22 protein-coding genes and 1 other RNA gene are annotated in these 21,373 nt (G+C 53.7%); 18 read left to right on the top strand and 5 right to left on the bottom strand.

Annotated features, from left to right (window positions below; all coding sequences use genetic code 11):
* Nucleotides 1–44: 44 nt before the first annotated feature.
* A complete protein-coding gene (gene aaeR, locus EX31_RS12270; protein WP_013577284.1) occupies nt 45–983 on the bottom strand; it encodes an HTH-type transcriptional activator AaeR in 939 nt (312 codons plus the stop codon).
* A 273-nt stretch (nt 984–1,256) separates the two neighbouring features.
* Here aaeR and aaeX point away from each other — a divergent pair, with 273 nt between their 5' ends.
* Genes aaeX through aaeB form a run of 3 tightly spaced genes read left to right on the top strand, consistent with a single transcriptional unit; the run spans nt 1,257 to nt 4,372 of the window.
* On the top strand, nt 1,257–1,460 hold the full coding sequence (aaeX, locus tag EX31_RS12275; RefSeq protein WP_013577283.1) for a p-hydroxybenzoic acid efflux pump operon protein AaeX: 204 nt from the start codon (nt 1,257–1,259) through the stop codon (nt 1,458–1,460).
* 7 nt (nt 1,461–1,467) lie between these two features.
* On the top strand, nt 1,468–2,403 hold the full coding sequence (aaeA, locus tag EX31_RS12280; RefSeq protein ID WP_037035016.1) for a p-hydroxybenzoic acid efflux pump subunit AaeA: 936 nt from the start codon (nt 1,468–1,470) through the stop codon (nt 2,401–2,403).
* 10 nt (nt 2,404–2,413) lie between these two features.
* Entirely contained in the window at nt 2,414–4,372 is a 1,959-nt protein-coding gene (gene aaeB, locus EX31_RS12285; RefSeq protein ID WP_013577281.1) for a p-hydroxybenzoic acid efflux pump subunit AaeB, read from the top strand.
* A 7-nt stretch (nt 4,373–4,379) separates the two neighbouring features.
* Here the strand turns inward: aaeB and EX31_RS12290 are convergent, their stop codons facing one another.
* Both EX31_RS12290 and EX31_RS12295 read right to left on the bottom strand, forming a co-directional pair.
* Nucleotides 4,380–4,961: a maltose acetyltransferase domain-containing protein gene (locus EX31_RS12290; RefSeq protein ID WP_037035017.1), complete on the bottom strand. Its 582-nt coding sequence runs from the start codon at nt 4,959–4,961 to the stop codon at nt 4,380–4,382.
* 93 nt (nt 4,962–5,054) lie between these two features.
* The gene (locus EX31_RS12295; RefSeq protein WP_037035018.1) at nt 5,055–6,653 is read right to left on the bottom strand and encodes an APC family permease; all 1,599 of its coding nucleotides are present in this window, start codon (nt 6,651–6,653) and stop codon (nt 5,055–5,057) included.
* Between the two features lie 412 nt (nt 6,654–7,065).
* Here EX31_RS12295 and EX31_RS12300 point away from each other — a divergent pair, with 412 nt between their 5' ends.
* The 3 genes from EX31_RS12300 (at nt 7,066) to EX31_RS12310 (ending at nt 9,349) form a co-directional block, all read left to right on the top strand.
* Nucleotides 7,066–8,526, top strand: a complete 1,461-nt coding sequence (locus tag EX31_RS12300) for an NAD-dependent succinate-semialdehyde dehydrogenase (RefSeq protein WP_013577279.1) — start codon at nt 7,066–7,068, stop codon at nt 8,524–8,526.
* 77 nt (nt 8,527–8,603) lie between these two features.
* Nucleotides 8,604–9,050, top strand: a complete 447-nt coding sequence (locus EX31_RS12305) for a ribonuclease domain-containing protein (protein WP_037035019.1) — start codon at nt 8,604–8,606, stop codon at nt 9,048–9,050.
* Nucleotides 9,051–9,055: 5 nt separating this feature from the next.
* The gene (locus EX31_RS12310; protein ID WP_013577277.1) at nt 9,056–9,349 is read left to right on the top strand and encodes a barstar family protein; all 294 of its coding nucleotides are present in this window, start codon (nt 9,056–9,058) and stop codon (nt 9,347–9,349) included.
* A gap of 52 nt (nt 9,350–9,401) precedes the next feature.
* On the opposite strand, the gene yjgA is transcribed toward EX31_RS12310, so the two are convergent.
* On the bottom strand, nt 9,402–9,953 hold the full coding sequence (yjgA, locus tag EX31_RS12315) for a ribosome biogenesis factor YjgA (RefSeq protein ID WP_013577276.1): 552 nt from the start codon (nt 9,951–9,953) through the stop codon (nt 9,402–9,404).
* 227 nt (nt 9,954–10,180) lie between these two features.
* Here yjgA and pmbA point away from each other — a divergent pair, with 227 nt between their 5' ends.
* From pmbA to EX31_RS25335, 3 genes are all read left to right on the top strand, one after another.
* The gene (gene pmbA, locus EX31_RS12320) at nt 10,181–11,521 is read left to right on the top strand and encodes a metalloprotease PmbA (protein ID WP_037035020.1); all 1,341 of its coding nucleotides are present in this window, start codon (nt 10,181–10,183) and stop codon (nt 11,519–11,521) included.
* Nucleotides 11,522–11,668: 147 nt separating this feature from the next.
* Nucleotides 11,669–12,055: a cytochrome b562 gene (cybC, locus tag EX31_RS12325; RefSeq protein WP_013577274.1), complete on the top strand. Its 387-nt coding sequence runs from the start codon at nt 11,669–11,671 to the stop codon at nt 12,053–12,055.
* Nucleotides 12,056–12,436: 381 nt separating this feature from the next.
* Nucleotides 12,437–12,519, top strand: a non-coding RNA gene (locus EX31_RS25335) — RtT sRNA.
* 296 nt (nt 12,520–12,815) lie between these two features.
* On the opposite strand, the gene rnk is transcribed toward EX31_RS25335, so the two are convergent.
* Entirely contained in the window at nt 12,816–13,226 is a 411-nt protein-coding gene (gene rnk / locus EX31_RS12330) for a nucleoside diphosphate kinase regulator (RefSeq protein ID WP_013577272.1), read from the bottom strand.
* A 399-nt stretch (nt 13,227–13,625) separates the two neighbouring features.
* Here rnk and EX31_RS12335 point away from each other — a divergent pair, with 399 nt between their 5' ends.
* From EX31_RS12335 to EX31_RS12375, 9 genes are all read left to right on the top strand, one after another.
* The gene (locus EX31_RS12335; RefSeq protein ID WP_037035023.1) at nt 13,626–13,976 is read left to right on the top strand and encodes a PRD domain-containing protein; all 351 of its coding nucleotides are present in this window, start codon (nt 13,626–13,628) and stop codon (nt 13,974–13,976) included.
* Nucleotides 13,977–14,022: 46 nt separating this feature from the next.
* On the top strand, nt 14,023–14,388 hold the full coding sequence (locus EX31_RS12340) for an SFCGS family glycine-rich protein (protein ID WP_037035119.1): 366 nt from the start codon (nt 14,023–14,025) through the stop codon (nt 14,386–14,388).
* Nucleotides 14,388–14,687 carry a DUF4312 family protein gene (locus EX31_RS12345; protein ID WP_037035025.1) on the top strand — a complete coding sequence of 100 codons (300 nt, stop codon included), beginning with the start codon at nt 14,388–14,390 and terminating at the stop codon, nt 14,685–14,687. Before EX31_RS12340 ends, EX31_RS12345 begins: the two co-directional genes overlap by 1 nt.
* A 32-nt stretch (nt 14,688–14,719) precedes the next feature.
* Entirely contained in the window at nt 14,720–15,496 is a 777-nt protein-coding gene (locus tag EX31_RS12350; RefSeq protein WP_037035026.1) for a DUF4311 domain-containing protein, read from the top strand.
* Between the two features lie 13 nt (nt 15,497–15,509).
* On the top strand, nt 15,510–16,157 hold the full coding sequence (locus EX31_RS12355) for a DUF4310 family protein (RefSeq protein ID WP_013577267.1): 648 nt from the start codon (nt 15,510–15,512) through the stop codon (nt 16,155–16,157).
* Between the two features lie 81 nt (nt 16,158–16,238).
* Complete coding sequence (locus EX31_RS12360; protein ID WP_037035029.1) at nt 16,239–17,372, top strand: amidohydrolase/deacetylase family metallohydrolase; 1,134 nt, start codon at nt 16,239–16,241, stop codon at nt 17,370–17,372.
* Nucleotides 17,362–18,489, top strand: coding sequence for a DgaE family pyridoxal phosphate-dependent ammonia lyase (locus EX31_RS12365; protein WP_037035031.1), 1,128 nt, complete (start codon nt 17,362–17,364; stop codon nt 18,487–18,489). Before EX31_RS12360 ends, EX31_RS12365 begins: the two co-directional genes overlap by 11 nt.
* A complete protein-coding gene (locus EX31_RS12370) occupies nt 18,486–19,226 on the top strand; it encodes a 2-dehydro-3-deoxy-phosphogluconate aldolase (protein WP_037035034.1) in 741 nt (246 codons plus the stop codon). Before EX31_RS12365 ends, EX31_RS12370 begins: the two co-directional genes overlap by 4 nt.
* 216 nt (nt 19,227–19,442) lie before the next feature.
* Nucleotides 19,443–21,362 carry a BglG family transcription antiterminator gene (locus EX31_RS12375; protein WP_037035036.1) on the top strand — a complete coding sequence of 640 codons (1,920 nt, stop codon included), beginning with the start codon at nt 19,443–19,445 and terminating at the stop codon, nt 21,360–21,362.
* Nucleotides 21,363–21,373 lie beyond the last annotated feature (11 nt).

Below are 21,373 nucleotides of genomic sequence, written 5' to 3' on the forward strand. Positions count from 1 at the left end.
CTTTCACAAGGGGAGGTCAGGTGGGTTTTGGGTTTGATACGAACTCAATTCCACTGAGTCACTTTCTTGCCCTGCCGGTATCCCTGATACACCTTGCTTACCCGTTTGAAATAATCCGTCAGATAATCAATACAGACCTGCACTTTCAGCGGCAGTTTGTCCTTTTCAGTATACAGCGCGTAAACCGGGCGCGGATCGGACTGATAGCGCCTGAACAGAATCTCCACCTCACCGGCATTAATCTCCTCAATCACCCACATCAGCGGAACATACGCGATACCGACACCGGCTTTCAGCCAGCGGATCATGGTCTGTGAATCGTTAGTCACGAAGCGGCCTTGCGGTGTAATACGGGTTGAAACACCTTCGGGGGCGATCAGTTCAAATTCACTGTCCGGGCGGACGCTGTATTCCAGCCAGGAGAAATTCACCATATCGGCGGGTTTCTCCGGCGTGCCGTGTTGTGCCAGATAACTGCGCGCCGCACACACCACCATCGGCATTGAGCCTAAGCGGGTGCAGAACAGGCTGGAATCCTGCAACGCGCCGACGCGGATCACCACGTCCAGCCCGTCAGCGATCAGGTCCGGTGCCGGAATGCCAGTCACCAGATTCACCGTCAGACCGGGGTATTCGGTGAGCATTTCCGCAGTCATCGCGGCAAGAACATTTTGTGCCATCGTTGATGAACTGCCGATGCGTAATGTTCCGGTCGGGGTGTTGTTGAAGGCATACAATTGTTCATGTACTTCACGCACGTCGTGCAACATTTTCCGGCAACCCTGATAATAAAGTTTACCGGCTTCTGTCAGGCCGATGCTGCGGGTGCTACGGTTTAGTAATTTGATTTGTAAGTCATTTTCCAGCTTTGAAATCGTCTGGCTGATGGCAGAAACGCTCATGTCGAGGCGTCGTGCGGCCGCCGTGAAGGAGCCGCTTTCCACGACCTGAGCAAAGATCGACATGCGTTTTAATCGGTCCATTGTTAACTCTGGCTTAAAAGTGATTTAGATCACAGAACGTTGATCTGTTGATAATAAGCACGCTAATATACCCTTCCGGGCGATAAAGCTCAGGTTTCAGTTTTCCTGACATCATGCTTACCTTCGCACACTTCCCTGGCAACTCTGCAGCTTCATTGCTCAGCTCCCGTTGAATTATTTTCTCCGGGGTCGCGTGCCGTTGCCTAAAATAACGAATAATGCGTGCGCGGGACGATATGTGTTTGTCCGTCGTAATAATGTAAGGAATTTTTGATGAGTTTGCTTCCGGTAATGGTGATTTTCGGATTGTCGTTTCCTCCGGTGTTTTTTGAAATATTGTTGGCGCTGGTGGTGTTTTTCCTGCTGCGGCGCATATTGCAACCCACCGGAATTTATGATTTTGTCTGGCACCCGGCATTGTTCAACACAGCGTTGTACTGCTGTCTTTTCTACCTGATCTCCTGCATGTTCGTCTGAGGGCGTTGTGAAAAATTTCTCCATAAAAATAATACGTTACACAATAACGTTGATTCTTGTCGTGCTGGCTGTCATCGCAATCTTCAAAGCCTGGGCGTTCTATACAGAATCTCCATGGACCCGTGATGCCAAGTTTACCGCTGACGTTGTGTCCATCGCGCCCGATGTCACCGGTCTGATTACCGATGTGCCGGTGACGGATAACCAACTGGTGAAAAAAGGCCAGGTACTGTTCAAAATTGACCAGCCGCGTTACCAGCAGGCGCTGGACGAAGCGAGTGCTGACGTCGCGTATTATCAGGCGCTGGCTTCTGAGAAAAAGCGCGAGGCCGGACGTCGTGTGAAACTGGGCGTACAGGCCATGTCGCAGGAAGAAATCGATCAGGCCAATAATGTGCTGCAAACCGCTGAACATCAGCTGGCGAAAGCGCAGGCTGCACGGGATCTGGCGGTGCTGGATCTGGAACGGACCGTGGTTATCGCACCTGCTGATGGCTGGGTGACTAACCTGACCGTTCATCCGGGCAACTACATTAACCGGGGTTCGACTGCCGTGGCGCTGGTGAAGAAAAATTCCTTCTACATCCTGGCGTATCTGGAAGAAACCAAACTGCCGGGGCTGAAAAAAGGGGATCGTGCGGAAATCACGCCGCTCGGCAGCAACCGCATTATGCACGGTACGGTCGACAGCGTAGCGGCGGCGGTGACGAACAGTTCCTCTTCTGCGGCGACCAACGGTCTGGCGACCATCGACAGCAACCTTGAATGGGTGCGTCTGGCACAGCGTGTGCCAGTGAAAATCCTGCTTGATGACAAAGACCAGCAACATCCTTATCCGGCAGGTACTACGGCGACGGTCGTGATTACCGGCAGCCATGACCGTAAACAAGATGAAGGATCCCCGTTCCTTCGCCTCCTGCACCGTCTGAGAGAGTTTGGTTAAGGCCGGAAAGATGAATAGCGTACTTATCCCGCGCGTGCGTTTTGCCTGCAAGCTGACGTTCGCGATCCTCGGCGCACTGGTTCTCGGGTTCTATCTGCAACTCGAAACCCCGCGCTGGTCGGCCATGACTGCCGCGATCGTAACGTCGGGACCTGCGCTGGCGGCGGGTGGCGAACCCTTTGCCGGTGCTATTCGTCATCGTGGTTTTCTGCGGGTTATCGGCACCTTTATCGGCTGTATCGCGGCGCTGGTGATCGTGATTGCTACCGCCCGCGCACCGGTCGTTATGCTGCTGTTATGCTGCATCTGGGCGGGCGTGTGCACCTGGTGGTCATCGCTGGTTCGTATCGAGAACTCGTATGCGCTGGGTCTGGCTGGTTATACCGCGCTGATTATCGTGGTGACTTCCGCCAGCTCGCCTTTGCAAACTCCGCAGTTTGCGGTTGAGCGTTGCAGTGAAATCGTTATCGGGATTTGCTGCGCTATCGTCGCTGACCTGTTGTTCTCTCCCCGTTCCATCAAAAAAGATATTGACCGTGCCGTCAGTCAGCTGATGTTGGATCAGTTTGCGCTGATGCGGATTTGCGTGAATAGCGGGACGAAGGAAGAAATCGATAAGTCCTGGAATAACCTGGTGAAAAGCACTACCGCGCTGAACGGGATGCGCGGCAGTCTGATGATGGAGTCGTCGCGCTGGCAGCGGTGTAATCGGCGCCTGAAAGCGCTGCACAGCACCTCGCTGAGCATGATCACCCAGGCGTGTGAAACCTATCTGATTATGCAAAGCTCTCCGGAACGGGTCTCGCCTGAACTGAAAGCATTGTTTGCTGAACCCGCTGAAAACGTGGCGGATGTGCATCGCAGACTGAAACAATTACGCCAGATGATTACCGGCATGCACAGCGACAACGTGCTGATGACGGTCAGCGCCTGGACCGGTGCCGGAACCCGTGCGCTGTTGCTGATGAAAGGCATCCAGACCAACAGCAGTATCAGCGCCATTGAAAGCGGGGTGCTCGATGGCGAAGTGGTGGTGCGGCCTGTTTCAGCAGAACGTCACCATGCGCTGGTCAACGGCCTGAGAACCTTCACGGCGACAACCATCGGCTGCCTGATGTGGCTGTGGACCGGCTGGACGTCGGCCAGCGGCTGCGTGATTATCATCGCAGTGGTGACTTCGCTGGCGATGCGTACGCCGAACCCGAAAGGCATGGCGATGGATTTCATTATCGGCATGTTGCTGGCGATTCCGGTCGGCTCGATGATGTTTATGCTGATCATGCCCGCAACACAGCAGAGTCTGTTCCTGCTGTGTCTGATGCTGGGGATCTTCACCTTCTTTATCGGTATCGAAGTGACCAAGCGCCGTCTCGGTATGCTCGGATTGCTGGCAGGCACCATTAATATTCTGGTGCTCAGCAATCCGATGGTTTTTAACGTCACGTCGTTTCTGGATAACGCGATGGGGCAGGCGATCGGTACGGTGATCGCGATGGCGGTGTTGCTGATTGTGCGCGACAAGTCTCGCGAGAAAACCGGGCGTACGCTGCTTAACCGCTTTATGAGCAGCGCGGTATCGGCGCTGACCACCAAAGCGTACCGGCGTCGTGAAAACCATCTTCCGGCGCTTTATCATCAGCTGAACCAGTTGCTGGTGATGTTCCCGAACGATATTGGTAAATACCGTCTGGCGCTGATGCTGATTATCGCGCACCAGCGCATGAAACTGGCAGAAGTGCCGGTGAATGATGAGCTGTCGGCATTCCACAAGAAAATCCGTAATACGGCCGATCACGTGGTCTCTGCTTCAGGTGAAGGCAAGCGCACCTATTATTATCAGCGGTTACTGAAAGAGCTGGGTGAGTATCAGGAGAAACTGGTCGAGTACGACGCACCACTGAAAGTGACCGAGCCGGTAAGGCGCCTCACTGACATGCTGCAACGTTATCAGCACGCTTTCCTGGCCTGACCGGCGGCTATTTCAGGAAAGCCTCACGGTCTCTGGCGGTGATCGGACGTAATACGCGGCAGGGTACACCAGCCGCGACCACATCCGGGGGAATGGATTTGGTCACCACACTGCCAGCCCCAATCACGCTGTTACGTCCAATCGTCACACCCGGATTGACTATCACGCCGGTGCCCAGCCAGACATTATCTTCAATGACAATCGGCAGCGAGAATTGCTGTCCGGTGGCGCGGATTTTCGGGTCGATCGGATGTCCGGCTGTCGCCAGGGTGACGTTCGGCGCAATCATCACGTTATCGCCGATTGTGACGGTAGCGTCATCCACTACTGTGAGATTGAAGTTAGCGTAAAAGTTGTTGCCGATATGAATATGGGTGCCATACGCGACGCGTAGCGGCGGCTCAATCCAGCCGTTCTCGCCCACGCTACCCATCATGTCTTTCAGCATCCGCTGGCGTTTTTCTTCTTCTGACGGACGGGTCAGGTTGTAATCGTACACCCGCTCTTTTCCGGCGCGGCGTTCCTCCGGCAATCCTTCGCCCATGTCCGTATACAGCTCACCCTTATTCATCTTTTCGCGCGTCGACATATCGTGTTCCTTTGTCAGAGAATGACGGAGTAAAACCCGCAGTCTACTGACAAAGAAATATGATGTGAGCGTACGACAATTTTATTGCATCAACTATGCGACACGGGTCTCGCTGCGCGGGCTGACCGGCGTGTCGTCTTCCTCGTCATCCTGCGGGATCTCCAGTTTTTCATGCCCTGACGCCACGCCCCAGTAATAGCAAACCAGCGTCACCACCACGACCAGCACCATGTCCAGCGGGCTGGATATCACCCCGGTACCGCCGTATGTGCCGAAGTAAGAGAGAATGAAAAGGGCGATGTAATAAGCCAACAACCACCACGCGCTCTGCACATCACGTTTGAAATGCTGATCTTTCTTGCCGAACAAAACGTACGCCACCCATGCGATCACCAGTATCGGGATCAGCAATTCGTTCACTGACCAGCCGCTCCAGTAAATCAGCAGGGTACTGGCGACAAACGCCAGCGGGCTAAGCAGGCCAAACACCGGCAACCGGAACGGACGTGGTAGATTTGGCAACCGTGAGCGCATAACACCAGCGTTGACCGGTCCGGGCATATAGGTGAACACGGTGGCTGACGTTACGGCACCGATCAGCCCGCCCCAGACCTGAAATTCAGACGGCAGCGTCCAGGCAATGGCCAGAATCAGCGACAGCCAGAGTGCGCCGCGCGGTACGCCCGATTTCGGATCGACTTTGGCGAAAATCGAGAACAGATGGCCGTTCTTTGCCCAGGCAAACAGCACGCGGGAAGCTCCGGCGAGATAGATATTCCCGGTCCCTGCCGGAGAAATGACGGCGTCGATCAGGATCAGGTTAATCAGCCACGTAATGCCCAGACTGCGCGCCAGATCGGCATACGGCGACTGGAAAATAGTTTTCAGCCCGACCCAGCCATGTGCGCTGAGGATGTCGGTGGGCACCGCGCCCATAAAGGCGAACTGCAACAGAATGTAGATCACGAAGCTGATGCCAATGGCCAGCATGATGGCGATCGGGATATTGCGCTGCGGGTTTTTCGCCTCGCTGGCGAAATCCACCGCCTGACGGAATCCGAGGTACGCAAACACAATGCCAGCGCCGGTCAGCGACGAGAAGATGCCGTGCACGCCGCCCGGTGCGGTGCCCGGTACGCTCAGGTTACCGCCGTGGAAATAGCCGAACAGCGTCACAATCACCATCAGCGGGACGATGAATTTGAAGGTCGTAATAATGGTGTTGATGCGACCGAAGAAACTGACGCTCCAGTAGTTAAGCAGGAAGAAACCCACCAGCAGAACGATTTGCATCACAAAGCCGAGACCGGTCGGGCTGCCGTCGGTCTGGCCAAGCGCGGGCCACCAGTACATCGCATACTGACGCACGGCTTCCACTTCCACGCCAGCAGTACTGGTATACGCCAGCAGCGAACTTACGCCGATGACAAAACCCACCACATTACCGTGCGTGTAATTCGGATAACGGACAAAACCCCCGGCACGCGGAATGGCGGCGGCAAGCTCGGCGAACACCAGCCCGATCAGCAGCACCATCACGGCGCCCAGCAGCCACGCCCAGCCGGTTAATCCACCCGCATAGCCGGAACTGGTCAGCGCCGCATAGAGCCATCCTGAACCGATCATGGAACCGACACCAAGTAAGGTCAGATCCACCAGTCCTAATTTCTTTTTCAAAGTCCCCTGAGTCATAGGATCCTCTTTAGGGTTGAAGAGTTGGGAAGACGGCAGAAGCCTTCACTGCCAAAAAGGGAATTTGCACCAGCGCCCGGATTGCGCGGTCGGAAGGTATTGAGCATGAACCATGCCAGTAATCTGATTTGCATCACATTGCGCCGCTGCGGGCGAAAATCACACCGTGCTTATGGTTTGCATGCTATCTGATGGCGCAAAAAGATCGCGCAGTGGTCACGCGATGCACCTGCGTGGGGCAGGAAAAGCATCAGTGTTGTGCGGGTATTTTCCGGAATATCAGCAGAAATGTCCTGTGTAACTGAATGTTACAAGCACAGAACGCTGAAGGCTCTGTGCCGTCGTTCGGATTTTTAGCGTCTATACTTACTGCAATATCCCGTTTTGAACGGCATAAATCAGGAGGATCCACATGTCAGCCCAACCTCATAAACTCTCCACGCATCCATTATTTAAGACCGGCTATTTTGCCGGTGGTAAATGGCTTAAAGCCAAAGAAACCTTTGATGTGCTGGATCCGGCAACCGGCGATGTGGTCGCCAAAGTCGCCAAAGCCGGTAAAGCAGAAACAGAAGCCGCGGTGAAGGCAGCCAGTGACGCATTCCCCGAATGGCGCAAAACCACTGCGAAAGCGCGTTCTGAAATCTTGCATCGCTGGTATGAACTGATGCTGGAAAATAAACAGTTTCTGGGTGAGCTGATGGTTGCCGAGCAGGGCAAGCCGCTGAAAGAGGCACTGGGCGAAGTCGATTACGCCGCCAGCTACCTGCAATGGTTCAGCGAAGAAGCCAAACGCGCTAACGGAGAAATCATTCCTCCGGCCAAATCCGGCTCACGCATTCTGGCGACCCGCGAACCGGTCGGCGTGGTGGCGGCCATCACGCCGTGGAATTTCCCGCTGGCGATGCTCACCCGTAAACTGGGTCCGGCGCTGGCGGCAGGGTGTACCGGTCTCATCAAACCGGCCAGTAACACGCCGCTGTCGGCGTTCGCCTTGTTGCAACTGGCGCAGGATGCCGGGGTTCCGGACGGTGTGATCAATGGCGTGGCCGGTGACACCGGTGCCATCAGCGACGTGATTATGACCAGCAATGCGGTACGTAAAGTCTCCTTTACCGGCTCGACGGAAATCGGCAAAACGCTGGTGCGTAACAGCGCCGACACCATGAAAAAGGTGTCGATGGAACTGGGTGGCAATGCGCCGTATATCGTGTTTGACGATGCCGACATTGAGGCGGCGGTGAAGGGCGCGATCACTTGTAAATTCCGCAATACCGGCCAGGTCTGCGTGTGCATCAATCGTATTTATGTGCAGGAGGGCGTGTACGAGGCGTTTACCTCACGGCTGGTGGAAGAAGTACGCAAGCTGAAAGTCGGCAACGGCATGGACGAAGGCGTCATTGTCGGGCCGCTGATTGATATCAAAGGACTGGAGAAAGTTGAAGAGCACGTCAAGGACGCGCTGGAGAAAGGTGGACGCCTGATGGAGGGCGGACAGCGCCACAAACTCGGTGGCAACTTCTTCCAGCCGACGGTCATTATTGATGCCACTGATGACATGAAAGTGGCGCATGAAGAAACCTTCGGTCCGCTGGCGGCCTGTTTCCGTTTCAAAACGGAAGAGGAAGTGATTAAACGCGCCAACGACACGCCTTTCGGGCTGGCAGCGTATTTCTATAGCCAGAATCTTCAACGTATTTTCCGGGTCGCGGATGCTATTGAGAGCGGGATGATTGGCATTAATGAATGTGCGATTTCCAACGAAGCCGCGCCATTTGGCGGTGTAAAAGAGTCCGGCCTGGGACGTGAAGGTTCGGTGCTGGGGCTGGAAGAATATTTGCAGGTGAAAACGCTGCATTTAGGGAATCTTTAAGTCAGCTTTCCAGAAGTTACTTTTTAAGAAACAATAAACAGAAACAGACTCATTCCGGCTCAACACAAAGGACGTCAATGAAGGCATTTAACGGGCGGTGTGCGCGCAATCTGATGATGGCCGCCGTGTTTTTCGGGCTGTGCGGTGTCGCGGGGCAGGTTGTCGCGAAAACGACATATAATCAGGGCACAATAGTTCCGGGCACCGATGAACAAACGGTGATCGGCTATTTACGCCAGAACCATAAATTGCCTGAAAATTACATCACCAAGAAAAAGGCGCGGGAAGCCGGCTGGGATGCCCGTTCCGGGAATTTATGTGATGTCTTGCCGGGCAAAGCCATCGGTGGTGACCGCTTCTCAAACCGGGAAGGACGTTTGCCTTCGGCATACAAAAGGGTGTGGCGCGAAGCGGATATTAACTATCGCTGCGGGCGTCGCGGTGCTGACCGCGTGTTGTTTGCCAGCGACGGGCTGATTTATGTCAGTAAAGACCATTATCAGAACTTCGTTCGGGTGGAGTGATGTCGATGAATAAAGTGAGCTTCGATTTTAATCACATCCCGGATTTACCCGCATTCTACCGCGAGTTTGTCCGTCAGTTTGCACTGACTGACAGCTTCGGCGCGAATCTGGACGCACTCTGGGATGAGGTAACGGGCGGGATTGCACTGCCGGTTGAGATAGATTTCATTAATCTGAATGCCAGCCGTAAACGCCGTTTCGGCGCGCTGATTCTGTTGTTTGAAGAAGCGGAGGAAGAACTGGAAGGTGAGTTGCGGCTTAATCTGCTGGAGAAACCCGCAGTAAAGGCTAAAGGCTGAAAAGAAAAAACCCGCCATTTTCTGTTAAGTAAAAAGGCGGGTTTTTGTTTTTTTATTCCTGACCTTCAGCCAGTTCGCGCAGATACTGAAAAATCTGGCGGTAAGATTTCGGCGGCTTGTTAGTGGCTTTCTCTTTCTGTGCGTTACGGATCAGTGCGCGCAGTTGCTGGCGATCGGCTTCAGGATACAATTCCAGTACCGGCGGGATCGCATCATCACCTTCTTCAACCAGACGGTCACGCAGCATTTCCAGTTTATGGAACAGCGAAATCTGCTGGTTATGGCGGTTTTTCAGCTTATCCAGCGCGGTCTGGATCGGTTCAACATCGCGGGAACGCAGCATTTTACCGATCAGCTGTAACTGGCGGCGGCGGCCTTCTTTCTTGATCTTCTGCGCTAAGTCGATCGCTGCGCGCAGATCGTCGTCCAGCGGCAGTTTGTCCAGCGAGTTTTTACCCAGTTCAACCATTTCTGCACCGAGATCTTTCAGCGCCTCGGCGTCACGTTTAATTTCACTTTTACTGACCCAGATGATTTCTTCATCATCTTCGTTCTCGTTGGTTTCGGGAACGTCGTCGTGCCAGTCGTCAATTTTCTTTGTCATGGGCGCTTCCTCTTAACGAGGTAATCCTGTCAGTTTGATTGTGCTTTATTGCTTTGGCGGCATTATGCAGGGTTATGCCGCATACATCCATGTTCTGTTGCAACTTTGGGCATAACAACGCCGGAGTGAATGCGAAATTGTGGCGAGTCTCTGTTAGACTCAAAGATAAGAGTTTCTGTATATCAGTGTAGAACAATCCCTTTTATCTCATAAGCGATGGCATGCCGATGAACGTAGTGAATCAAGTAACGCAGCAGCGTAAGACTCTGGAACAGGCCGTATCTCAGGCACTGGAACTGGCGAAAGCCGGTTCAGATGCTGCAGAAGTGGCGGTCAGCAAAACCACCGGTATCGGCGTCAGCACCCGTTTTGGCGAAGTCGAGAATGTGGAATTCAACAGCGACGGCGCACTGGGCATCACCGTTTATTATCAGAACCGTAAAGGCAGTGCGTCTTCCACCGATTTAAGCCCGGACGCTATTTCCCGCACCGTGCAGGCGGCGCTGGATATTGCCCGTTACACGTCGCCGGATCCGTTCGCGGGCGTGGCCGATAAAGAGATGCTGGCGTTCGATGCGCCGGACCTGGATTTATTCCACCCGGAAGAGCTGGATCCGGATCGCAGCATCGAACTGGCCGCACGTGCTGAACAGGCGGCGTTGCAGGCTGACAAGCGTATCACTAATACCGAAGGTGGCAGTTTCAACAGCCATTACGGTATCCGCGTTTTCGGTAACAGCCATGGCATGTTGCAAAGCTATTGCTCGACGCGTCATTCGATTTCCGCCTCAGTGATTGCCGAACACGAAGGCGACATGGAGCGCGATTACGCCTACTCCATCGCCCGTAAAATGAGCGATCTGAAAGACCCTGAATGGGTCGGCGCAGAGTGCGCCCGCCGCACCTTATCCCGTCTGGCGCCGCGCAAATTACCGACCATGCAGGCCCCGGTATTGTTCGCTTCTGAAGTGGCGACCGGCCTGTTCGGGCATCTGGTGGGGGCGATCAGCGGTGGCAGCATTTACCGTAAATCGTCTTTCCTGCTCGACAGCCTCGGCAAGCAAATTTTGCCGGAGTGGCTGACCATTGAAGAACATCCGCACCTGTTGCAGGGGCTGGCTTCCACGCCATTCGACAGCGAAGGTGTGCGCACCGAGCGTCGTGATATCGTCAAAGACGGCGTGCTGCAAAACTGGCTGATGACCTGCTATTCCGCGCGTAAGCTCGGTCTGCAAACCACTGGTCACGCGGGCGGCATCCACAACTGGCGCATCGCCGGTCAGGGCGATGATTTCGCCGGAATGCTGCGTAAGCTCGATAAAGGCCTGGTCGTCACCGAACTGATGGGGCAGGGCGTCAGCGGTGTTACCGGCGATTACTCCCGTGGCGCAGCAGGTTTCTGGGTCGAGAATGGCGAGATCCAGTATCCGGTAAGCGAAATCACCATTGCCGGTAATCTGAAAGACATGTGGCGCAATATGGTCGCCATTGGCAGCGACATCGAAACCCGCAGCAATATCCAGTGCGGTTCCGTGCTGTTACCGGCAATGAAAATCGCTGGCGAATAACCCTCCTTAAAGCAGCGGTTGCCCGATCGCTGCTTTAATTCTTTACAAAAAATTCATCCCGTTTTTCTCTCTCTCAGCCTATTTTTATAAAGCCTTACAAGCAATGTCGTTTTATCTAATAAACAAATAACAATAGAGAGATAGTTCATGCGTAAACAACTGATGGCGTTAGCGGTGATAGCCATGCTCGGCAGCAGCACGGCAGCACTGGCAGCAGATTTAGAAACGGACATGGATACAATTGCTGATAACTACGGCAAGGTGTTGAAAACCAGCGATCAGGCCGAACTGACCACCGGTCTGGCAAACATGAAAGCGGCTGCCGAGGACGCGAAAAAAGCCACACCACCGAAACTGAAAGGCAAAGCGCCGGACAGCCCTGAAATGCAGGATTACCACAAAGGGCTGGATACACTGATCGGCCAGATTGATAAAGCTTCCGCTTTAGCCAAAGCAGGCAAAGTGGATGAAGCGAAGAAAGAAGCCGAAGGGTTTAAGGCTACGCGTAACGAGAATCATAAGAAGTTTAAGTAAGCAGATGACCGCTGCCTGAGCGGCTTCTCAATGCTGAGAGTGCTGAGAGCGGTGAAAATTTCGGTTTCTCAATCGCGGTGATCACTCGGTCTTTCGCGCCGAAACCGACCAAAGAGGGCTAAGACGAGCCCTCTTTGGAATCTCCACGTCTTAAACTGCGCGCTATTGCAATCACGACGGACATGTTCCGGGACATTGGTAGGTGGCGCAAAATGTCCTCGCTGCGCGATTCCCTCATTTCAGGTGTCGAGCCTCAGGTCTCGAACCGTTCATTCGGTGCCATTTTTGAGCACGTCAATCGACTTTTGTAAAAGATAAAACCTTTCTGCCTTTGAATTTAAGATCCCACGGGCGATTCAGAAATCTTGCTGAACGGAGCGGCTTCGAGACCTATGGCTCGGGGCGAGCTCAGCGAGACAACGTCACGAAGTGACGGCCCGAAGGGCGAGGCCGTAGGCCGAGTAACACCGAGAGAAGGCACCGCAAAGCGGCAAGATTTCCAGCCTGTCGCAGTGATACCTGAAACATAGCCGCCAGCGACAGCGCGCAGTAAAAAAGCGGAGGGAGATCCAAGAGGGAGAAAGCACTTCTCCCTCTTGGGCGGTTTCGGCGCTGCGCGTTGAGCGATCACCGGACGTGAGAAACCGAAACGCTCTCAGTATTTAGTAAAGCAGTGCAGCGGTTTCTGCATATGAGAAACCGAAACTTTCGCAGTATTCAATGAGGCCGCCATTGCAGCGGCCTCTGCAAAAGAAAACCCTTAACGACGCAATTCCCCCGCCGCCTCCGGCTGATACAACAGTTCCAGCACTTCAATCCGGCTGTTCTCGCCATTCGGCATTTCCCACGTGATACTTCCGCCTGTGCGCAGCCCCAGCAGGGCAGCCCCCAGCGGGGCCATCACGGACAGCTGTTCTTTACTGTCTTTTAGCGCCGCAGGATATACCAGCGTGCGGATATGTTCTTCGCCGTCTTTACCTTCTGTAAAGCGCACCTTGCTGTTCATCGTGACCACGTCGGCGGGGATTTGCTCGGGCGGCAAAATCTCTGCGCGATCTAACTCTTCGTTCAGTGCATCGGCGACCGGGGTGTTGGCAAAGGCCGGTTGTGCCAGCAGTGTATCCAGGCGTTCTGCGTCAAGTTCGTTGATGATCAGTATCGGTTTACTCATAACATTCTCCGTGGTTCCTTTTGCATCACCCGCTTCATGCGGGTGGGGTGCCGGTCGGCAAAAAATAACACCCCCGCGGGTAAGCGCGGGGGTGTCGGGAATTTGCATGTGTTCTTTGATACTAGGCATTCTTAAGCAGAAATGAAAGCATTGCGAGGTAATTAATCCGCATTGCGAAAATTCCGATTACCAGTGAAATACGCTGCTACAAACCGAAATATTCAGTGATATAACGACTTAACTTTTCGTTTTGCGAATTGGATCTGCTCAGCGCACCGTATTTCCACTTCGAACTGGAAAAAGATCCTCTACACAGGAAATCTGCGCGGGGTTAGGGTAAAGACAGACGAAATAAATGGCTGAAAATAGTGAGTCAGGCAAGGAGAGAGGTAATCGCGAGTGAATAACGCAAGCGCATCTGTGAATGGGACCGGGCGGATTGAATTGAAAGATGCTGAGGCGATAACAGAGCAAGTATTAAAGGATATTCAGGCGATGCAAAGTGCGAAGAATATCTATACCACCGATGTTCAGTTGCAGATGTTAACGTCACACGTTAAAGCCATGGTATTACGCTCAATTACCGGCGAGCCGTTGCCTGAAGTCGAAAAAGATTTATTTGATGAAATCTCTGCTGAGTCCATGCAAATGGCAGAGGACGTGGTCAGCTGGTTTGGAAACTTACCGATTGAGGAAGCGTATTTACTCTCGGTACATTTCGAAGTCGCAAGAGATAACGAACCTAAATAACCTTTTACTGAAAATTTAACGAATTAATTAGCCGGAGATGTGAATGATGGGACAAGTATTAGTGGTGATCGGTGACCGTTTAGGAAAAGGCCAGAAAGTGGCAGCCGGCGTGGAAGCGGCTGGCGGGAAAGCCGTCGTTGTCCCGGGTATGGCAGCAGATATGAAACTCGGTGACGTGATGAAAGCAGAAGGTGCGACCTTTGGTATTTCTTTCTGCGGCAGTGGCGGTGCCGGTGCGATTACCGCACAAAACAAATACGGATATAAAGCTAAGTACGGGATGCGTTCAGTGGATGAAGGTGTCACGGCAATTAACGAAGGCTGTTTAGTATTAGGGTTCGGATTTATGGATAAAGAAGAACTGGGTCAGCGTCTGGTTGAAGCTTATAACAAGAAGTATGGTCAGGCGTAATGAAGCAACAATTAACCACGACAGTTCGGGTTGAAGGAAAGGGCGAAAATAAGGCTGCCGCCTTTTCTTCCGCACTGAGTCAGGTTCAGAGAACGGTTCTCAAATCGTCTGCCAATAATGTCTTACTGCGTATAGAACCGCAGGACGTCAGGATAATAAAGGCAGAAGAGTCAGTCAAAAGAGAAAAGTTTCTGTTCTTTTTTCTGGCCAGGGAAAGAAAGAGTTATTACGTGGCGTTAGACATTACCGTCAACCTGACTGTTATTAATACGGAACAGGTAGTTTTTGTCACGAAATAAAAACGTTAGCTATAAATGACAAGGATATACTGATGTTTTTAATTATTTTATTTAAGTCGCTTATTATCGGCGGACTGGTTGGCGTGGGCGTAGGTGCGGGGGCCGCACGTATGTTCCATGCCCCCACCGTGCAAGGAATGGGGGCTTTTCGTACGCTTGGGGAATTAAACTCCTGTGAAGGCGATCCGGCTTCGCATTTCTCATTTGGTCTGGGCTTCTTCTTTAACGCCTGGGCTTCTTCCGTGGCGGCAGGTTCTTTCACCCAGGACGTTGACCACCGCATCATTCCCCACTGGGCAACCGCTGCCCTGATGTTTAAAAACCGCAATGTGGCTGAAACCATGCATGACCCGCGCAAGATGGCGATTGCAGGCGGCATCATCGGCATGATTGTGGTCGCCTTCCTCAACACTACCGCGTCTGCGGTGCCTGCGGCGTTGCAGGTCACGGCAATCAAAGTGCTGGTGCCTGCGGCCAACCTGTTGGTGAACACCGTGATGCCGGTGATTTTCTGGCTGGCGGCGATCGATGCAGGACGTCGTTCCGGTTTCTGGGCCACTATTTTTGGTGGTCTGGCGCAGATGATCATGGGTAACGCCGTACCGGGTCTGGTGCTGGGTATCCTGATCGGTAAAGGCGTCGAAGAAAGCGGCTGGAACCACGTCACCAAAGTGATGATGGCGGCGATTATCGCGCTGTTCGTCCTCAGCGGTTTCTTCCGTGGCTTCGACGTCAAACTGTTGCAGTCATTCATGCTGGACGTCCCGACATGGCTGAACGGCATTCACAATTCACTCAGCGGCAAGTAAGAGGAACATGACAATGGAAGAACAAGCCAAACGTGGTTTCTGGTACGCCGAGTGGTCGTTCCCGATTTTTGTCGGACTGCTGTCTTCCGGTGTTTTCGCCGGGACACACATGTATTACCTGTACGGCATCGGTGCGTTTAACGAAGTGGCGTTTGTATCAATGCTGCGTTCCGGCATGGATACCGGCGTGTACGGCGCCGTGGCGGCCTTCGGTGCCAGCTTTCTGTTTGCCCGCATCATCGAAGGTTCGCTGGTCGGTATTCTCGATATCGGCGGTGCGATCCAGACCGGTATCGGCCTGGGCGTCCCGGCAATGTTGCTCGGCGCGGGGATTATCTTCCCGGTGGCGAACTTCGCGGCCTCGCTGGTAACCGGCCTGATCCTCGGGTTAGCCGTCGGTTACATCATCATTCTGGCACGTAAATTCACCATCAATCAGAGCAATTCTACCTACGGCGCTGACGTGATGATGGGCGCGGGTAATGCCTCCGGCCGCTTCCTCGGGCCGTTGATTATCCTGTCGGCAATGGCGGCATCGATTCCTATCGGTCTGGGCTCGCTGATTGGCGCACTGGGTTTCTATCTGTGGCAAAAACCGATTACCGGTGGTGCCATTCTCGGCGCAATGGTGCTGGGCGCTGTCTTCCCGGTTTCACTGTAAGAACGCAGTAGTACAGAAGAAAAGCTGAAGTAAACGGGCGTCAGGAACACTCCTGACGCCCGAGATTATGGAGAACGTCGTATGTATGACTTAATCATCCGGCAGGCATTACGCGCAGACGGCAGCCTGACTGATATTGCAATCCGCGACGGCAAATTCGCCGCCATTGGCACGTTGCCCTGCGGTGCCACCGCCCGCCAGACTCTCGATCTTCAGGGCAAGGTTTACGCCAGCGCGGGATGGATCGACTCCCATGTTCACTGTTATCCCAAATCGCCGATTTATCATGACGACGCCGATCTGATTGGTGTGGCCTGCGGTGTCACCACCGTGGCCGATGCGGGCAGTACCGGCGCGAATGATGTCGACGATTTCTATCAGATTACCCGCGAGGCGAAAACCAACGTCTACGCGTTTCTCAATATCGCCCGCACCGGCATTGTCACGCAGAACGAACTGGCGGATATGGCCCAGATCGACAAGGTCGGCGTGCGTGACGCCATCGCGCGAAATCCCGGTTTTATCATTGGCATCAAAGCGCGCATGAGCAGCAGTGTGGTCGGCCAGAACGGCATTAAACCACTGGTGCGCGCCAAAGAAATTCAGCAGGAAAACGATGACCTGCCCCTGATGGTGCATATCGGTAATAATCCGCCGAACCTCGACGAAATCGCAGATTTACTGACCTCGGGCGACATCATTACCCACTGCTATAACGGCAAGCCGAACCGTATTCTCTCGCCGGAAGGCGTGCTGCGTGATTCCGTTAAGCGGGCGCTCAGCCGTGGCGTGCTGCTGGATGTCGGTCACGGCACCGCGAGTTTCAGCTTTGAAGTGGCAGAGCTGGCCATTAAGCAGGGCATTTTGCCGCACACCATCAGTTCCGATATTTATTGCCGCAATCGCCTCAACGGGCCGGTTCACAGCCTGGCGACGGTGATGTCGAAATTCTTCAGCGTCGGCATGACATTGCCGCAGGTGATTAATTGCGTCACCTCGCACGCCGCTGATGCGCTGCGTCTTCCTGCCAAAGGCCGTCTGGAAGTCGGTGCTGACGCCGACCTGACCCTGTTTGAACGCCGTCAGACGCCGCAGGTGTTTATCGATTCCGAAGGTCAGTCCGTGAAGGGCGAAAGTTTGCTGGTGCCTCTGGCCGCTGTGGTCGCGGGCGTCACTCTGTTAACCGAAGAAGGGAAATCTGCTCATGTCTTCTGAACAATCGCTGTATGAAAAGTACCAGTTAAAACAAGTCATTAATGCTTCCGGTTGTATGACTGCGCTGGGTGTTTCCACGCCGCGTGAAGAAGTCGCAGCAGTGGTGAATACCGGCCTGAATCACTACTTCGAGATGAAAGATCTGGTGAACAAAACCGGTGCTTACATCGCGAAACTGCTAAACGTCGAAAACGCGGTGGTGGTTTCCTGCGCTTCTGCCGGGATCGCGCAATCTGTGGCGGCGGTGATCGTCAAAGATGACGCCTGGCTGCTGGAAAACCTGCACGCCGCGCCACTGGAAATCCCGCACGATATCGTTCTGCCAAAAGGCCATAACGTGAATTTCGGTGCACCGGTCGCGACCATGGTGACGATGGGCGGCGGCAAGGTGGTAGAAGCCGGTTATGCCAACGAATGTTCTGCCGCACAACTCGCGGCCTGCATCACCCCGCGTACCGCTGCAATCATGTACATAAAATCGCACCACTCAGTGCAGAAAAGCATTTTGTCGGTGGCCGAAGCCGCTGAAGTGGCGCGTGCGCATAATGTGCCGCTGATCGTCGATGCCGCCGCGGAAGAAGACCTGACCTGCTATTACGAGATGGGTGCGGATCTGGTGATTTACAGTGGCGCGAAGGCCATCGAAGGGCCGACCAGCGGGCTGGTGCTCGGCAAAAAACAGTATGTCGAATGGGTAAAACTGCAATCGGGCGGGATTGGTCGTGCGATGAAGGTCGGCAAAGAAGGCATTCTTGGCCTGACGCAGGCCATCGAAAGCTACATCACACTGCCGAAAACCACCGGGCAGGAAATGGTCGACAAGATGACGCCATTTATCGCCAGCCTGAATGAAATCAGCGGTGTCACTGGCCGCGTGGTCTGGGACAGCGCGGGACGTGATATCGCCCGTACGGAAATCACTTTCGATGAAGCGGTGCTGGGCTGGAAAACCAAAGCCATTGTGGACGCCATGAAAAACGGCGATATCGCGATTTATTTCCGTGGCTACCGCGCCAACGAAGGCAAGATCGAAGTCGATGTGCGCAGCGTGACGCCGCCGCAGCTCGCCATCGTCGCACAACGTTTTAAACAACTTTTCAGCGGAGACAAAGCATGAAGCTGACCCCAAATTTCTACCGTGACCGCGTGTGCCTGAATGTGCTGGCGGGCTCGAAAGACAATGCCCGTGATATCTATGAAGCGGCAGAAGGTCATGTACTGGTCGGTGTGCTTTCCAAAAATTATCCAGACGTCGCGAGTGCGGTGGCGGACATGAAAGAGTATGCCGCATTGATTGAAAACGCGTTGTCTGTCGGTTTAGGCGCGGGCGATCCGCGTCAGTCTTTGATGGTCAGCCAGATTTCAGCGCAGGTTCAGCCGCAGCACGTCAATCAGGTCTTTACCGGCGTCGGTACCAGCCGTGGAATGCTTGGACAAAACGACAGTGTGGTCAACGGTCTGATTTCACCCACCGGAAAAGTCGGTTTCGTGAAAATCAATACCGGACCACTGAGTTCTGCTTCTGCGGACGCCATCGTGCCGGTGGAAACCGCCATTGCGCTGCTGAAAGATATGGGCGGCAGCTCGGTTAAATATTTCCCGATGGGTGGCCTGAAAACCCGTGATGAATTCGCTGTCGTGGCCCGTGCCTGTGCGGAACAGGATTTCTGGCTGGAACCGACCGGTGGTATCGATTTAGAAAACTTTGAGCCGATTATGGAAATCGCGCTGGCGGCGGGCGTCACTAAAATCATCCCGCATATCTACAGCTCGATTATCGACAGCGCCACCGGTAACACCCGTCCTGACGATGTGAAAACCCTGCTGGCCAGCGTCAAAAAGCTGGTGGGCTGAAGGTTCTGACCTTTCCTGCGCGGTAAGCCGTCCGGGCACACTGATGTTGTTACCGGATGGCAAATATATTTACGCAATCAATCAACGAAGCGATAACATCACCTGATTCAAGGTATTTGCCGAAAACGGCAAACTGCGTTTATCGATGACTCTGTGGCGGTCGGCAGTTCGTCGTAAAGGGTGATCGCGCCGTAGCCGGAATAATATGGAAGAACAATGGTGAGATTTCCCAATCAACGTCTGGCGCAACTGTTTGATGCGCTGCAAACCGAAACGCTGCCTCAGGATGAACTGGCAAAACGCCTGTCGGTGTCGACGCGGACGGTCCGTGCGGATATCACTGCGCTTAATGAAATCATCGCGGACTATGGCGCGACCTTCGTACACAACCGTGGCAGCGGGTATCAGCTGCGCGTTGATGATCAGAGCCTGTTCTCGTCGTTACAGCAGTCGACACAACGTAAACCGAATCCGACGCCGCGTACGGCCGCAGAGCGGGTGAAGACGCTGCTGATCCGCTTTTTGACCTCAGCTTTTTCATTAAAGCTGGAAGATCTGGCTGATGAATGGTTTGTCAGCCGGGGAACCCTGCAAAATGATATGGCTGAGGTAAGGGAGCATCTGGCCCGCTATCATCTGAATATTGAAACCAAGCCGCGCTACGGCATGAAGCTGTTTGGTGCGGAGCTGGCAATCCGCGCCTGCCTGACCGACTTGTTGTTCCAGCTCGATGCCGAAGAACAGGCCAATCCGCTGCTGAAGGCGGAAAGCCTGGAGTCGGAAGCGCTGGTGCCGCTGACGCGCTTTATGCATCAGCTTCTGACGCAGTCTTCTATTCAACTGACCGACGAAGGTGAACAATATCTGATTCTCTATTGCGCGGTGGCCATTAAACGCATTGCCGGCGGTTATCCGCTGACTGATTTTGATGCTGAAGACGGTGACCCGGCGGTCAAAAACGTTTCTGTGCGGCTGGCTGCGGAGCTGAAAAGTCTGGTGGGCAAGGAAATTCCGGCCTCTGAAGAAGCTTATCTGCGGGTGAATATCGCCGCGCGTCGCGTCCAGCAAATCCTGCCAACGGACATTAGTGCTGACGATGACGAATCGCTGGTCGATTACATCCTGTCGTATATCAATTCGCACTATAGTTATGATTTACAAGGTGATAAACAGCTGCGTGCTGATCTGCTGACGCATATCAAAACCATGATTACGCGGGTGAAATACCAGATTAATATCCCCAACCCGCTGCTGAATAACATCAAACAGCATTATCCGATGGCCTATGACGTTACGCTGGCGGCGGTCTCAAGTTGGGGGAAATACACGCCGTATACGCTGAGTGAAAACGAGATTGGGTTTCTTGTGCTGCATATCGGCGTCGGGCTGGAGCGGCATTACAACATCGGTTATCAGCGACATCCGCAGGTGATGCTGGTATGCGACACCGGCAATTCGACCATCCGTATGATTCAGGCACAGATTAGCCGCAAATATCCGCAGCTGGTGATGAAACAGGTGGTGACGTTGCGTGATTACGAACAACTGGAACACATCGACGAAGATTTCATTATCTCCAACGCCCGCATCAGCGAGAAGAATAAACCGGTGGTGGTGCTGTCGCCATTCCCGACCGAATACCAGATGGAGCAGCTTGGCAAGCTGGTACTGGTGGATCGCACCCGGCCTTATATGCTGGAAAAATTCTTCGACGAAAAACACTTCATGATCATCGATGAACCGATGACGCAGGCGGAGTTATTCCGCCATGTGTGCTCTCAGCTGGAAGCCGAAGGCTATGTCGATCAGGCGTTTTATCCGTCGGTGGTTGAGCGCGAGGAAATTGTCTCGACCATGCTGGGCGAAGGGATTGCGCTGCCGCACTCGCTGGGGCTCCTGGCGAAGAAAACCGTGGTGATAACGTTGCTCTCTCCGCAGGGCATTGCGTGGGGAGAAGGGGAGACCGCACACGTGATTTTCCTGCTGGCAATCAGCAAGGCAGATTATGAAGAGGCGATGGCGATTTACGATTTGTTCGTGACGTTTGTGCGGGAACGCTCAATGAGCCGTTTGCTGAGCAGCGAAAACTTTGAGAGTTTCAAGGCCATTGCAATCGACTGTTTAAGCCGCATTTAATACGGCTCAAA

The organism is Rahnella sp. WP5, assembly GCF_000745615.1.
Taxonomy (GTDB): domain Bacteria; phylum Pseudomonadota; class Gammaproteobacteria; order Enterobacterales; family Enterobacteriaceae; genus Rahnella; species Rahnella aceris.